Origin of the sequence: Microbacterium trichothecenolyticum, from assembly GCF_030818955.1 — a bacterium.
Classification (GTDB): Bacteria; Actinomycetota; Actinomycetes; order Actinomycetales; family Microbacteriaceae; genus Microbacterium; species Microbacterium trichothecenolyticum_B.
Genome location: NZ_JAUTBF010000001.1, coordinates 1,151,098 through 1,164,733, shown reverse-complemented (window position 1 = coordinate 1,164,733; position 13,636 = coordinate 1,151,098). Strand labels below are relative to the sequence as shown.

Here is a 13,636-nt window from a genome sequence, read left to right as displayed (position 1 = left end):
GCCCCGTCAATCCGCGCCGCGCCGATCCGTACCCGGCGTCAGCGCGCGTAGCGCTCGACGAACGTACGGAGGATGCGGGAGGGGGCGTCCACGGGAGTGCGCCGCACCGCCGTCAGGGTGAGGTCGAGCTCGTCGGGAGCGAAGTAGCCGAACGCGGCGTAGGCGTGGATGCGCGTGACGATCCCGTCGACGTCGAGCTCGGGGTGGAACTGCGTCGCGTAGACGTTGCGCCCCACGCGGAACATCTGCACCGGACAGGTGGGCGACGACGCCAGCAGCGTCGCCGCCGACGGCAGCGAGCTGATCGCCTCTTTGTGCCCGACGAACGCGGCGAACGACGGGGGAAGACCCGTGGCGAGAGGATCGACGCGCCCCTCGGGTGTCAGGGTCACCTCGACGACGCTGATGGGCTCGGCGTGCGTGCCGTCGATCGTGGCGCCCAGATGGGTCCCGAGCGTTCCGACGCCGTAACAGGCTCCGAGGAAGGGCGCATCTCGCGCCACCACTTCGTCGAGCAACGCCGCCATCTCGGCCTCGACCCGCAGCTGGACGGCCGACTTCTTCTCCCGGGAGTCGGACGCGTTGAACGGGCTCCCGCCCACGAGGATGCCGGACACCTCGTCGAGATCGAGCGCGGGCATCGCCTCGCGCTCGAGACGCACCCGCCGCAGACGCTCGGGCGGGAGTCCCGTGAACCGCAGGAAGAGGGCGTACTCCTCGTCGGCCGGCCCGTCCTGTGCGCGCGTGGCGAGGAGGACGAACGGGCGATCACCGGGCAGATCCGTCCACGTCACCCGAGCGATTCTAGGCCAGGGCTGTCAAGGTGCCCGGCGGTGTCGGAGGGGACGTCTACGCTGGCGGCATGGCTATTGCACGACTGACCGGAGGCCCGCTCGACGGGCAGGCGCTCCCGCTCGAGAACGAGTCCGACGACACGCTGATCATGCCCTACAGCGAGGGCCAGCTCGTCTACCGCCGCGAGGGCGGTCTCGTGAACACCGGCGATTCCGACGGTCCCACGCAGGCCGTGTTCGCCTTCGTCGAAGAAACCGAAGACATCAACCCCGACGTCGACGGGCGCGACGATTGAGCGCAGGCCCGCACGGCGCGTCCAGCGTCGAGATCGAGTCGAAGTACGACGTCGACGAGACCACGCCTCTGCCGGACTGGTCGGCGGTGCCCGGCGTGGTTCACACCGGTGAGCCCGAGCCGCGCGACCTCGACGCGCGTTACCTCGACACTGCATCCGCCGACCTCGCGCGGGCGGGCGTCGCGGTACGGCGGCGACTGGGCGGCCCCGATGCCGGCTGGCACGTGAAGGGTCCGGCGCAGGGCGGGGGGCGCACCGAGACGCACTGGCCCCTCGAGGCCGACATCGACCCCGAGGCCGAGCCGACGGTGCCTCCGGCGGTTCAGGATGCCGTGGCCCCCCACGCCGCACCCCCCTTCACCGCCCTCGCCCGGGTGCGAAACAACCGCACCGCCTACGCGCTCCTGAATGCCGATGGCCTGCAGGTCGCCGAATTCGTCGACGACCACGTCCGCGCCCGCGACGAACGGCGGGGTGTGGAGTCCGCCTGGCGCGAGTGGGAGGTCGAGCTCGGGCCCGCGGGACCCGCCGACGATGCGGGCCGCATCGCGTTCTTCGCCGCCGTCGACGCCGCGGTGTTCGCGGCCGGCGGACGGCCCGCGGCATCCGGTTCCAAGCTGGCGCGCGCGCTCGGTCACTGACGCCCGGGGCCCTCACGTCACCGGGGTCGCCGCGAACGCACCGTCGTCGTACCCACGGTGCGCGAAGAATCTGCGGTGTGCGACCGCAGCGCGGTGTTCACGAGACAGCGCGGTGTCTACGAGACGGTGTGGGGTCTACGAGAGCACCGCGCTGTTCACGAGAAAGGCCCGCCCGGACATCCGGGCGGGCCTTCTCGTGCTGGGGTGGATCAGAGGTTGATCATGTGTCCCGTGAGGCCGTGGAACGCTTCCTGCAGGCCCTCCGACAGCGTCGGGTGGGTGTGCACGTTGCGGGCCGCTTCGAGGGCGGTGAGGTCCCACTTCTGAGCGAGCGTGAGCTCGGGCAGAAGCTCCGAGACGTCGGGGCCGATGAGGTGGCCGCCGATGAGCTCGAGGGTCTCGGCGTCGGCGACGAGCTTGACGAAGCCGACGGGCTCGCCCAGGCCGTTGGCCTTGCCGTTGGCCGAGAAGGGGAACTTCGCGACCTTGATGTCGTGACCGGCGTCGCGCGCCTGCTGCTCGGTGAGGCCGAACGAGGCGACCTGCGGGTTGCAGAAGGTGGCGCGGGGCATGTTGCGGTAATCGCCCAGCGTCTGCGTCTCGGCCTTGCCGATCGTCTCGGCGGCCACCACGCCCTGCGCCTCCGCCACGTGGGCGAGCTGCAGCTTGGCAGTGACGTCGCCGATGGCGTAGATGTGGGGCACATTGGTGCGCATGTGGTCGTCGATGTCGATCGCGCCGCGCTCGGTGAGTTTCACGCCGGTGTTCTCAAGACCGAAGCCGTCGACCTTCGGCGCGAAGCCGATCGACATCAGCACGCGGTCGGCGTCGATCGAGCCCGTTGAGCCGTCCTTGGCGGTGTACGCGACGGTGACCTTGTCGCCGTGGTCGGTGACCGAGTCGACCTTCGTCGAGGTGAGGATGTCGACGCCGTAGCCCTTGTACTGCTTCTGGATCTCCTTCGAGACCTCGGCGTCTTCGTTCGGCAGGGCACGGTCGAGGAACTCGATGATCGTGACCTTCACGCCGTAGTTCGTCATGACGTAGGCGAACTCCATGCCGATGGCACCGGCGCCGACGATGACGATCGACTCGGGCAGCTCCCGCGTGAGGATCTGCTCCTCGTAGGTCACGACGTTGTCCGACAGGGTGACGCCCGGCAGCAGGCGCACGGTGGAGCCGGTGGCGATGATGACGTTGTCGAAGGTGACCTGTTCCTTCGAGCCGTCGGTCAGCGTGACGTTCAGCGTGTGGTCGTCGGCGAACGAGCCGCGGCCCTCGTACTCGGTGACCTTGTTCTTCTTCATCAGGTAGTGGATGCCCTTGACGTGACCGGCGGCCACCGACCGCGAACGGTCGAAGGCCTTGCCGAAGTCGAAGTGCACGTCGCCCGAGATGCCGAACAGGTCGGCCTTGGCGTGGAAGGTGTGCGCGAGGTCGGCGTTGCGCAGAAGGGCCTTGGAGGGGATGCAGCCCACGTTCAGGCAGACACCGCCCCAATACTTCTCTTCGACGATCGCGACCGACAGTCCCAGCTGCGCGCCGCGAACTGCGGCGACGTATCCGCCGGGACCCGCACCAAGAATGACCAGATCGTAATGAGGCATGAGTAAATCCTATCGTCCGGGTGTGCCGGCCGACCGGTCTCCGGTGGAGCGTCCGCGCCCGCGGGCGGTGACGAGATAGACGAGCGCACCCACCACGGCCAGCAGCGCCACCGCGAGGAGGATCCACGGCAGGGGAGAGGCCGCCTGCTCGGTGTCGGACGGTGTCGCGACGGGGTCGGCGATGGCCGAGGGAGTAACCGTGGCCGACGCGCTCGGGGTCGGCGCGGAGGTCGGGGTCGGGGTGGGCGCGGGCGTCGGCGAGGCCGCGGGCACCGCGAACGAGAAGGAGCCGTCGATCGGGTGCCCGTCGCTCGACACGACGCGCCACAGCACCGAGACGGGCCCGGATGCCGAGCCGGTCAGCGTCTGCGTGACGGTGGAGCCGTCGACTGTCGGCGCCCCCGAGGCCAGAGACGCCCCGGCGGAATCGGTGACCTCGATCACCGTGGCGCCCTGATCGGGGAGTATGTCGGCGCTGAAGGTGAACGTGATCCGGTCGGGGAGCGCGTCGAGCACGGCGTCGGCCGAGGGATCGGTCGAGACGAGTTCGTCGTGGGCGGCGGCGGGGAGCGCCGGCACCAGCAGGGTGGCGACGGTCAGCAGCGCGGCGGCCAGGAGGGCGGGGAGGGCGCGCCGGCGCGGCGCCATACGGGAAGTCACCCTTCGACCCTAACGAGGGGCACCGACACGGGGCACGTGCGAGCCGGCGGTGCCTCGATCGCGGGTGAACCTGGTCACGTGACAGGTGAGACGAGCGATGCCGTCCGACCGCTCCCTCGTGCATTCCGGCTGGAAACACATCGGACGCCCTGGGCGGACTCGACAGGGCCGTGCCCGGGTCGGTAGGTTCGAGTGTCCCCGCCGGGCGCTTCGTGACCCGAACCCGCGACCGCCGGCGTCGACGATCCAAGACACAACACGCAGCATCATGGCCCGCGCGAGGCCCGTCCCCCGTCGGTGGGGATCGGTCGGTTATGGTGAACGAGGAGGAGCAGCCGTGGACGAGACCCGCCGATTCGAGCGCGACGACATCCGGCGCGCGGCCGACGCCGCCGCGTCCGAGCGCTCGCACGACACGACCGAGACCTTCGGTCACGACTCCGATCTGTCGTTCGTGCCCTTCGGCGCCGATCTCACCGAGGCCGAGCTCGAGGCGATCGACGCCCTCCCTTCGGGTGCGGCCCTGCTGGTCGTGCGCTCAGGCCCCACGACGGGTGCCCGCTACCTGCTCGACACCGACGTCACGACGGTCGGACGCCACCCCGAAGCCGACCTGTTCTTCGACGACGTCACGGTGTCGCGTCGTCACGCCGAGATCACCCGCTCGGGAACCTCTTTCGAGATCGTCGACCAGCGCTCGCTCAACGGTAGTTACGTCAACGGCGAGCGCGTCGACCGCGCCGCTCTGGTCAACGGCGCCGAAGTGCGCATCGGCAAGTTCCGTCTGAACTTCTTCGGCTCGCCGGTCGACCTGCCCGCGGCAGAGCACTGATGGCGGCAGCCCCGTCCCGTGGTCGTCAGACGGCTACGGGGCTGCTCAGTATCGGACAGGTGCTGGCGCGCCTGACGCCCGACTTTCCCGCACTGACGTCGAGCAAGCTTCGTTTCCTCGAGGTGCAGGGCATCGTGTCGCCCACACGCACCGAGTCGGGCTACCGCAAGTTTTCCCCGGCCGACCTCGAGCGCCTGCGTCTGGCCCTCACGCTCCAGCGCGACCACTATCTTCCGCTGGTCGTGATCCGCGACTACTTGGCCGATCTCGACGCGGGACGTAACCCCGCGCCTCCGACTTCGATCCCGTCGATGACCGCCGCGCCGCGCCGCTACCGTCGCGACGAGTTGCTCGGCGCGGCCGGTGCGCCCCCGCAGCTCTTGAACGACGCCATCAGCACGGGCGTCATCGTCGCGGCCGAGACCTACCCCGAGCAGACCGTCACGCTCTTGCGTGCCCTGGTCGCCCTGGACCGACACGGCATCGAACCCCGCCATGTGCGCGCGCTGCGTCAGAGCGCGGAGCGCGAAGTCGCTCTCGTCGAGTCGGCGATGTCGGCGTTGCTGCGCCGTCCAGATGCGGCGTCGCGCGCCCGCGCCAGCGAGCTCGGGCCGGAGCTCGCGGCGCGCCTCGACGAGGTGCGCGGCATGTTCGTGCGCGAGGCGCTCGAGCGAATCCTGTCCTGAGCGCGACACGCCGCAGCCCCCGACGCGGATGTCATTGCCGGGGGCCTCTCGCTGATCTAGCGTGGAGGGAACGAGCCGATGAGGAGGAACGCGAGCATGAACGCTGGCGACGCACTCGGTGAACCCCGGTTCGCCAACGACCTCCTCTTCACCGACGGTCTCCCCGAGATGGACGACGACACCGGGTATCGCGGAGCCGTTGCAGCCCGCGCCGCCGGCATCACCTACCGTCAGCTCGACTACTGGGCTCGCACCGAGCTCGTCGTGCCCACCGTGCGCGGCGCGAGCGGTTCGGGATCGCAGCGCCTGTACGGCTTCCGCGACATCCTCGTGCTGAAGCTCGTGAAGCGGTTGCTCGACACCGGCATCTCACTCCAGCAGATCCGCACCGCCGTCGACCAGCTGCGCGCGGCCGGCATCCGCGATCTCGCCGGAACCACGCTCATGAGCGACGGCGCCTCGGTGTATCTGTGCACCTCGAACGACGAGGTCATCGACCTCGTCAGCCGCGGTCAGGGCGTGTTCGGTATCGCGGTCGGCAAGGTTCTGCGCGAGGTCGAGTCGACGCTCGTCGACTTTGAGACCGCCGCGCCCGACGCGGTCGACGAGCTCGCCGCGCGCCGCGCCGCCCGTACCGCCTGAGGCCTCGCGCCCGCATCGAACCCCGGATGCCACGGCATCCGGATCCCGCCGAGTTCGCTTCTTCGGTGCGTATAAGCCGCCGCCGTGAACGCCGCGGTGTCTTCGTGTCGTGCGAGCGCACGCTGACGGCATGCCCCATAAACGCGATCGGCGCGCATAAACGCGGGGACAGCGCGTTTCTGTGCGCGGATCGCGTTTATGCGAGGGGCGGGCGCCCGCGCGGAAACGGCCGCCCCGCGAACGGGACGGCGTCTCACAGGGGGCGGGGGCTTAAGCCTGCGGGGCCTCGTTCTCGACCGGGATACGACCCGTGCGGACGATCCGGTCGAGCAGCGCGTCGAAGTCGGCGGCGAGCTCCTGCGCCGAGTCGCCCGGCCACACGTGCAGCGGCTTGGCCGCGCCCTGTGCCTGCTGCAGCGAGGTGCGCTCGGGCAGCTGGGGGTTGAGCACCAGGGGGCCGAACATGTCGCGGAGCTCTTTGATGCGGAACTGGTGCTCGATCGACTGCGGGCGCACGCGGTTGACCACGACGCCCAGGGGCTGCAGGCGCGGCGAGAGACCGCGGCGGATCTCTTCGATCGCGCGCAGGGCGCGGTCGGCGGCGGCGACCGAGAACAGGCCCGGTTCGGTCACGACCACGACGCGGTCGCTCGCCGCCCACGCGGTGCGCGTGAGGGCGTTGAGCGAGGGGGCGCAGTCGATGAGCACGAGGTCGTACTCGCTCTCGATGGTGGCCAGCGCTTCTTCGAGCTTCCACACGTCGCGCACGCTCGGGTGCGGTCCGTCGAAGTTGATGGCCGACGGGCTGCCGATGAGCACGTCGATAGTGCCCGGATGCACCTTGGCCCACCCGCTCGAGGTGATCGCCTGTCGGACGACCTTCTCTTTCGGGTTCGCCAAGACGTCGGCGATGTTGAGGCGGCCGGCGACGGAGATGTCCATGCCGGTCGAGACGTCGGACTGGGGGTCGAGATCGACGACGAGCGTGCGAACGCCACGCGCGAAGGCGGCGGAGGCCAGCCCGAGCGTCACGGTCGTCTTGCCGACCCCGCCTTTCAATGAGCTGACGGAGAGTACGTGCACGAGAGTCCACGTTACCGTCCCCTAGGCTGTGAGCACATTCAGCCCCGCCAGCTTGACGTGAGGTGCGCATGTTCTCGAAGATCCTGGTCGCCAATCGCGGAGAGATCGCCATCCGTGCGTTCCGGGCCGCGTACGAGGTCGGCGCGCGCACGGTCGCGGTCTACCCCTACGAAGATCGCGCGTCGCTGCACCGGCTGAAGGCCGACGAGGCCTACCAGATCGGCGAACGCGGGCACCCCGTGCGCGCGTACCTCGACGTCGACGAGATCATCCGCGTCGCCCGCGCGTGTGGGGCGGATGCCATCTACCCGGGGTACGGGTTCCTCTCCGAGAATCCGGAGCTCGCCGAGAAGGCCGCCGCCCACGGCATCACCTTCATCGGCCCTCCCGCCGATGTTCTCGCGATGGCCGGCAACAAGGTCACCGCCAAGGAGCACGCGATCGCGGCGGGTGTGCCGGTGCTGCGGTCGACGCCCGCATCCGACGACATCGACGCGCTGCTCGCCCAGGCCGAGGCCATCGGCTTCCCGCTCTTCGCCAAGGCCGTCGCCGGCGGCGGCGGGCGCGGCATGCGCCGGGTCGAGAGTCTCGGCGAGCTCGCGCCGGCCCTGGCCGAGGCCATGCGCGAAGCGCAGAGCGCTTTCGGCGATCCCCGCATGTTCCTCGAGCAGGCCGTGCAGCGCCCTCGCCACGTCGAGGTGCAGATCCTCGCGGATGCCACGGGTGAGACCGTGCACCTCTTCGAGCGCGACTGCTCGGTGCAGCGCCGCCACCAGAAGGTCATCGAGATCGCTCCCGCACCGAACCTCGACGAGAGCGTCCGCCGCGACCTGCACCGCTACGCCGTCGCCTTCGCCCGCTCGATCGGGTACCAGAACGCCGGAACGGTGGAGTTCCTGCTCGAGACGGCGGGACCGCGCGCGGGCGAGGTCGTCTTCATCGAGATGAACCCCCGCATCCAGGTCGAGCACACCGTGACCGAAGAGGTCACCGACGTCGACCTCGTGCAGTCGCAGATGCGTATCGCCGCGGGCAGCACCCTCGCCGACCTCGATCTGCTGCAGGAGCAGATCCACCTTCGCGGGGCCGCGCTGCAGTGCCGCATCACCACCGAGGACCCCACGCAGGGCTTCCGCCCCGACACCGGCAAGATCACGACCTACCGCTCACCGGGGGGCGCCGGTATCCGCCTCGACGGCGGCACCACCGCGGCGGGCTCGCAGGTCAGCCCGCACTTCGACTCGATGCTGGCGAAGCTGTCGTGCCGCGGTCGCGACTTCGCCGCCGCCGTAGCCCGCGCCCGTCGCGCCCTCGCCGAGTTCCGCATCCGCGGCGTCTCGACGAACATCCCGTTCCTGCAGGCGGTGCTCGATGATCCGGCCTTCGTCGCCGGTGATCTCAGTACGTCGTTCATCGACGAGCGTCCGCAACTGCTGCGCGGGCGCGAGTCCAAGGACCGCGGGACCAAGATCCTGTCGTGGTTGGTAGACACGACGGTCAACCGCCCCCACGGCGAGAACCCCCTCACGATCGACCCGGGGGCAAAGCTCCCGGTTCTCGACCTGATGGCCCCCGCGCCGGCGGGCTCCCGGCAACGTCTGCGGGAACTCGGTCCCGTCGGTTTCGCGCGAGCGCTGCGCGAGCAGACCGCTCTCGCCATCACCGAGACGACGTTCCGCGACGCCCACCAGTCGCTGTTGGCCACTCGCGTGCGCACCCGCGATCTCGCGCGGGTCGCCCCCTACGTCGCCCGCATGACCCCGAATCTGCTCTCGGTCGAGGCGTGGGGCGGGGCCACCTACGACGTCGCGCTGCGGTTCCTCGGCGAAGACCCGTGGGAGCGCCTCGACGCCCTCCGCGAGGCGCTGCCGAACGTCGCCATCCAGATGCTGCTGCGCGGCCGCAACACCGTGGGGTACACCCCGTACCCCACCGAGGTCACCGATGCCTTCGTCGCCGAGGCCGCGGCATCCGGGGTCGACATCTTCCGCATCTTCGATGCCCTCAACGACGTCTCGCAGATGCGCCCCGCGATCGACGCCGTGCTCGACACCGGCACGGCCGTCGCCGAGGTGGCGGTCTGCTACACCGGCGACCTGCTCGACCCGGGCGAGAACCTCTACACCCTCGACTACTACCTGCGCCTGGCCGAGCAGATCGTCGAGGCGGGGGCGCACATCCTCGCCGTGAAGGACATGGCGGGTCTGCTGCGACCGGCCGCGGCGACGAAGCTCGTCTCGGCGCTGCGCGAGCGCTTCGACCTGCCGGTGCACGTGCACACGCACGACACCGCCGGCGGGCAGCTTGCGACCCTGCTGGCCGCGTCGGCGGCGGGGGCGGATGCCGTGGATGCCGCGGCGGCTCCCATGGCCGGCACGACGAGCCAGCCGTCGTTGTCGGCTCTGGTCGCCGCGCTCGCGCACACCGAGCGCGACACGGGTCTCGACCTCGCCGCGGTCAGCGACCTCGAGCCGTACTGGGAGGCCGTGCGCCATCTGTACCGTCCGTTCGAGTCGGGGCTGTCGGGGCCCACCGGTCGTGTGTACCGCCACGAGATCCCGGGCGGACAGCTGTCGAACCTCCGCCAGCAGGCCATCGCGCTCGGTCTCGCCAACGATTTCGAGCTCATCGAAGACATGTACACCGCAGCCAACGGCATCCTGGGCCGCGTGCCGAAGGTCACCCCGTCGTCGAAGGTGGTGGGTGATCTCGCTCTGCATCTCGCGGCGGTCAAGGCCGACCCGGCCGACTTCGCGCAGAACCCCGAGAAGTACGACGTCCCCGACTCCGTCGTGTCGTTCATGGCGGGGGAGCTCGGCGACCTGCCCGGCGGCTGGCCCGAGCCGTTCCGCTCGAAGGTGCTCGCGGGGCGCGATGCCAAGACCGGTGTCACCCCGCTCACCGACGACGACGCGGCGGCACTCGCGGGGGAGTCCGCCGAACGACGCGCCCGTCTGAACCGGCTGCTCTTCCCGGGCCCGACGCGCACTTTCGAGCAGATGCGGGCCACGTACGGCGATCTCAGCGTGCTCGACACGGCCGACTACCTGTACGGCCTGCGTCCCGGAGGAGAGCACACCGTCGAGATCGAGCGTGGCGTGCAGCTGTTCGTCGGGCTCGAAGCCGTGGGCGACGCCGACGACAAAGGCATGCGCACGGTCATGACCACGCTCAACGGCCAGCTTCGTCCCGTCTTCGTGCGCGACCGCTCGATCGACGTCGAGGTCCGTCAGGCCGAAAAGGCCGACACGTCGAAACCCGGACAGGTCGCCGCGCCGTTCTCGGGGGTCGTCACGCTCAAGGTCGCTCCCGGTGACCGCGTCGCCGCGGGGCAGGCGGTGGCGTCGATCGAGGCGATGAAGATGGAGGCGGCCATCACCGTTCCGGTCGGCGGCGTGGTCGAACGTGTCGCAATCGGTATCACACAGCAGGTTGAAGCGGGAGACCTTTTGCTGGTAATCCGCCACGCGCAGTAACCTCGGACGGGGCGCTTTCGCGCCCTCTTCCCGTTTGGAGACTGCAGTGACCCCCGACCGCATCGACGCGAACCCCGACGAGAACGCCGAGCACGGCATCCTCGACGAGAGCGGGAACCTCGACACCGCCAGCATCACGATCCTCAGCGGACACATCGCCCAGGTCAGCGTCGGCCTCCCGCCGGTGTCCGACGAGGACGATCTCGACGACGACGTCGTCGAAGACGAGGTTCCTCTCGACGACACCGACCTGCTGCCGCTCGCGGCGCCGGAACGGGCTGAGCACACCGGCGGCGAGCTCGTGCACGAGCCGCACGTCGAGCAGCTGCCGACCGGTGACATCATCCTCGAGCCCCACCCCGAGGGGTCTGCCGAGGACTCCGTCGAGTCCGACGCCGACGGCGACGTCCACGACGCCGAGATCGTCCACGACGCTGAGACGATGCACGACGCGGGGTACGGCGCCGGGCGCGACGAGTCGACCCCCGACGCCGGCGCCGACGAGGGGCACGGCGAGGCGCCCTCCCACGGGGCGGAGAGTCACGGCGCGGAGATCCACGGCGCCGAGAGCCACGATGTCGAGAGCATCGACGGGGAGATCCACGACACCGTGGAGCCCGACCTCGCTGTTCACGATGTCGAGGCCGCGCACTCCGGTGCCCACGATATCGAGGTCGTCGATGCCGCCGCGTTGTCGGAGACGGATGCCGCCGACCCGGCCGATCCCGACATCCACGCGCCCGCGAGCACCGTCGACGGCGTCGACGCGGCAGCGTCGGACGCCGACGCCGACGCCGTCGCGAACGAGCCCGGGGCAGACGACTCCCACGGCGCCGTCGCTCATGCGGATGAGACCGCACGCGCGCTCGACGCGAACGCTTCGGAGGAGGGCGATATCGCCGCCGCCGCGCCGTCCGCGTCCCCCCTCGCCGCCGACGAACCCGCCGTCGCGAACGCGAGCTCCGACGACGACGGCACAGAGCCGCTCACCCGCACCCCGTGGGTTCCCGCCGAGACGCGGGTCGCGTCCACGGACGAGCCCGTTCACGATTCTGCGGACGACCCCACGCACGACTCGGCTCAACCCGCGGCCGCCGGGCACGTCGACATCGAGAAGCCCGTGCCCGCCGCCGCGGGCCCCGACGGCGCCGTGCCCTCCACCGTCCCCGGATACGCCGCGGACACGGCATCCGCCCCCGCCGTCCCCCTCACCGGCGCGGTTCCCGCCACGCGGGCCGAACGCGCGGCCACCGGCGTCATCGGCACGGTTCCGCTCACGCGCCGCAGCGCGCAGCAGGCGGACGAGGCCGCCCGCGTCGGACGAGCCCACGCCCTCGAGCGCGTCAAGACGCCGCCGCCCGAGGTCTCGCTCACCAGCAAGCGTCTCGGCCAGATCGACGACAGCCGCGAGAGCGCCGACCTGCTCACCGCCGACCGGCTGCTCGACCCGCGCCAGATCGCCAAGCCCGAGCCCGAGGGCCTGTGGCAGCAGTTGGTGTACTCTGCGTCGGGCCGACGCATCAACCTCGGCGACGGCCGCCGCGCCCGCCAGCGCAAAGACCTCGACCGTCGCATCGCGGCCCCGCTCGCCGGCGGCGCGCGCTTCGTGCCGGTGCTCTCGCGCAAGGGTGGCGTCGGCAAGACCACCGTCACTTCGCTGCTCGGCATGGCCCTCGCCGATGCGCGCGACGATCGCATCATCGCCGTGGACGCCAACCCCGACCGCGGTACCCTCGCCGACCGGGTGGGCAGCGCCAACGGGCGCACGGTACGCGACCTCGTGCGCGCCCACGACGCCATGGCGGGGTACAACGACGTCTCCTCGATCGTCGCCCGGGATGCCACCCGCCTCGACGTCCTGGCATCCGATGCCGATCCGCGGGTGTCGGAGGCATTCAGCGACGACGACTACCGTCAGGTCGCCGACGTCGCCGCGCACTACTACTCGATCGTGCTGACCGACACCGGCACCGGGATCGTCCATTCGGTCATGGGTGCGACCCTCGAGCTCGCCGACACCCTCGTGATCGTCGCGGGGCTCTCGGTCGACGAGGCGCGCCTGGCGTCCGAGACGCTCACGTGGCTCGAGACCAACGGCTACGCTGCGCAGGTGCGCGACGCCGTGGTCGTGCTGAACAACTCGCGCCCGGGAGCACCGCTGGTGAAAGAGAGCGAGCTCGAGGCGCACTTCCGCTCGCGGGTGCGCGCCGTCATCCGCGTGCCGTACGACGCTCGCATCGCCGCCGGCAGCGCCATCACGTTCCGCGAGTTGCAGCCGGGCACCCGCCAGGCCGCGCGCGAGCTGGCGGCCGCCGTCGTCGAAGGCCTGCGCACGCCGGTGGCCGCGGCATGACCGTTCGTCCGATCCGTCTGTTCGGCGACCCCGTGTTGCGGGCCGTGAGCGCGCCCATCGGCGTGATCGACGACGGCGTCCGCTCGCTCGTGCAGGACCTGCTCGACACGGTCGAGCTGCCCGGTCGCGCGGGAGTGGCCGCGCCGCAGATCGGCGTGGGACTGCGCGCCTTCAGCTACAACATCGACGGCGACATCGGGTACGTGCTCAACCCCGTCCTGGTCGAGACGCGCGGTGAGCCGCAGCTCGTGGGCGAGGGATGCCTCTCGGTCCCCGGGCTGTGGCACGAGGCCGTCCGTTACCCCTGGGCGCGGGTCGAGGGCATCGATCTCGACGGAAACCAGGTCGTGCTCGAGGGCGAGGGCCTGCTGGCGCAGGCCCTGCAGCACGAGACCGATCACCTCGAGGGGATGCTGTACCTCTCGCGTCTGCCCCCCGATACGCGCCGCGAGGCGATGCGACAGGTGCGCGAGAGCGACTGGTTCTGACCCCTGAACGGATGCCACCGGCCGCTTGTCGCTCGTGCGGCGCGGCGGGCCTCCGTCCGCCGCGTGAAAACAGGGGAT

The 13,636-nt window shown here is 70.5% G+C and carries 12 protein-coding genes; 8 read left to right on the top strand and 4 right to left on the bottom strand.

Annotated features, from left to right (window positions below):
- Positions 1 to 38: 38 nt before the first annotated feature.
- On the bottom strand, positions 39 to 794 hold the full coding sequence (locus QE412_RS05610; protein ID WP_307481075.1) for a glutamine amidotransferase: 756 nt from the start codon (positions 792 to 794) through the stop codon (positions 39 to 41).
- 68 nt (positions 795 to 862) lie between these two features.
- Here QE412_RS05610 and QE412_RS05605 point away from each other — a divergent pair, with 68 nt between their 5' ends.
- Positions 863 to 1,090 (top strand): response regulator, encoded by a 228-nt coding sequence (locus QE412_RS05605; protein ID WP_307481074.1) that lies wholly within the window; start codon positions 863 to 865, stop codon positions 1,088 to 1,090.
- Complete coding sequence (locus QE412_RS05600) at positions 1,087 to 1,731, top strand: CYTH domain-containing protein (RefSeq protein WP_307481073.1); 645 nt, start codon at positions 1,087 to 1,089, stop codon at positions 1,729 to 1,731. The genes QE412_RS05605 and QE412_RS05600 overlap by 4 nt, the downstream gene beginning before the upstream one ends.
- Positions 1,732 to 1,940: 209 nt before the next feature.
- Here the strand turns inward: QE412_RS05600 and lpdA are convergent, their stop codons facing one another.
- Both lpdA and QE412_RS05590 read right to left on the bottom strand, forming a co-directional pair.
- Complete coding sequence (gene lpdA, locus QE412_RS05595) at positions 1,941 to 3,338, bottom strand: dihydrolipoyl dehydrogenase (protein WP_307481072.1); 1,398 nt, start codon at positions 3,336 to 3,338, stop codon at positions 1,941 to 1,943.
- Positions 3,339 to 3,347: 9 nt separating this feature from the next.
- Positions 3,348 to 3,998 carry a copper resistance CopC family protein gene (locus QE412_RS05590; RefSeq protein ID WP_307481070.1) on the bottom strand — a complete coding sequence of 217 codons (651 nt, stop codon included), beginning with the start codon at positions 3,996 to 3,998 and terminating at the stop codon, positions 3,348 to 3,350.
- Positions 3,999 to 4,335: 337 nt separating this feature from the next.
- Between QE412_RS05590 and QE412_RS05585 the strand changes: the two genes are divergently transcribed.
- The 3 genes from QE412_RS05585 to QE412_RS05575 all read left to right on the top strand — a co-directional run bounded on the left by QE412_RS05585 (position 4,336) and on the right by QE412_RS05575 (position 6,158).
- Complete coding sequence (locus QE412_RS05585) at positions 4,336 to 4,830, top strand: FHA domain-containing protein (RefSeq protein WP_307481069.1); 495 nt, start codon at positions 4,336 to 4,338, stop codon at positions 4,828 to 4,830.
- Positions 4,830 to 5,516, top strand: a complete 687-nt coding sequence (gene ftsR, locus QE412_RS05580; RefSeq protein ID WP_307481067.1) for a transcriptional regulator FtsR — start codon at positions 4,830 to 4,832, stop codon at positions 5,514 to 5,516. The genes QE412_RS05585 and ftsR overlap by 1 nt, the downstream gene beginning before the upstream one ends.
- A gap of 96 nt (positions 5,517 to 5,612) precedes the next feature.
- A complete protein-coding gene (locus QE412_RS05575; protein ID WP_307481065.1) occupies positions 5,613 to 6,158 on the top strand; it encodes a MerR family transcriptional regulator in 546 nt (181 codons plus the stop codon).
- 270 nt (positions 6,159 to 6,428) lie between these two features.
- Here QE412_RS05575 and QE412_RS05570 read toward each other — a convergent pair whose 3' ends face one another.
- Positions 6,429 to 7,241: a ParA family protein gene (locus QE412_RS05570; RefSeq protein WP_307481063.1), complete on the bottom strand. Its 813-nt coding sequence runs from the start codon at positions 7,239 to 7,241 to the stop codon at positions 6,429 to 6,431.
- A 68-nt stretch (positions 7,242 to 7,309) separates the two neighbouring features.
- On the opposite strand from QE412_RS05570, the gene QE412_RS05565 reads away from it, so the two are divergent.
- The 3 genes from QE412_RS05565 to QE412_RS05555 are packed head-to-tail and all read left to right on the top strand — an operon-like array spanning position 7,310 to position 13,558.
- A complete protein-coding gene (locus QE412_RS05565; RefSeq protein WP_307481062.1) occupies positions 7,310 to 10,717 on the top strand; it encodes a pyruvate carboxylase in 3,408 nt (1,135 codons plus the stop codon).
- Between the two features lie 46 nt (positions 10,718 to 10,763).
- Positions 10,764 to 13,070, top strand: coding sequence for a nucleotide-binding protein (locus tag QE412_RS05560; protein WP_307481060.1), 2,307 nt, complete (start codon positions 10,764 to 10,766; stop codon positions 13,068 to 13,070).
- Positions 13,067 to 13,558, top strand: a complete 492-nt coding sequence (locus QE412_RS05555) for a peptide deformylase (RefSeq protein WP_307481058.1) — start codon at positions 13,067 to 13,069, stop codon at positions 13,556 to 13,558. The genes QE412_RS05560 and QE412_RS05555 overlap by 4 nt, the downstream gene beginning before the upstream one ends.
- Positions 13,559 to 13,636: the final 78 nt, after the last annotated feature.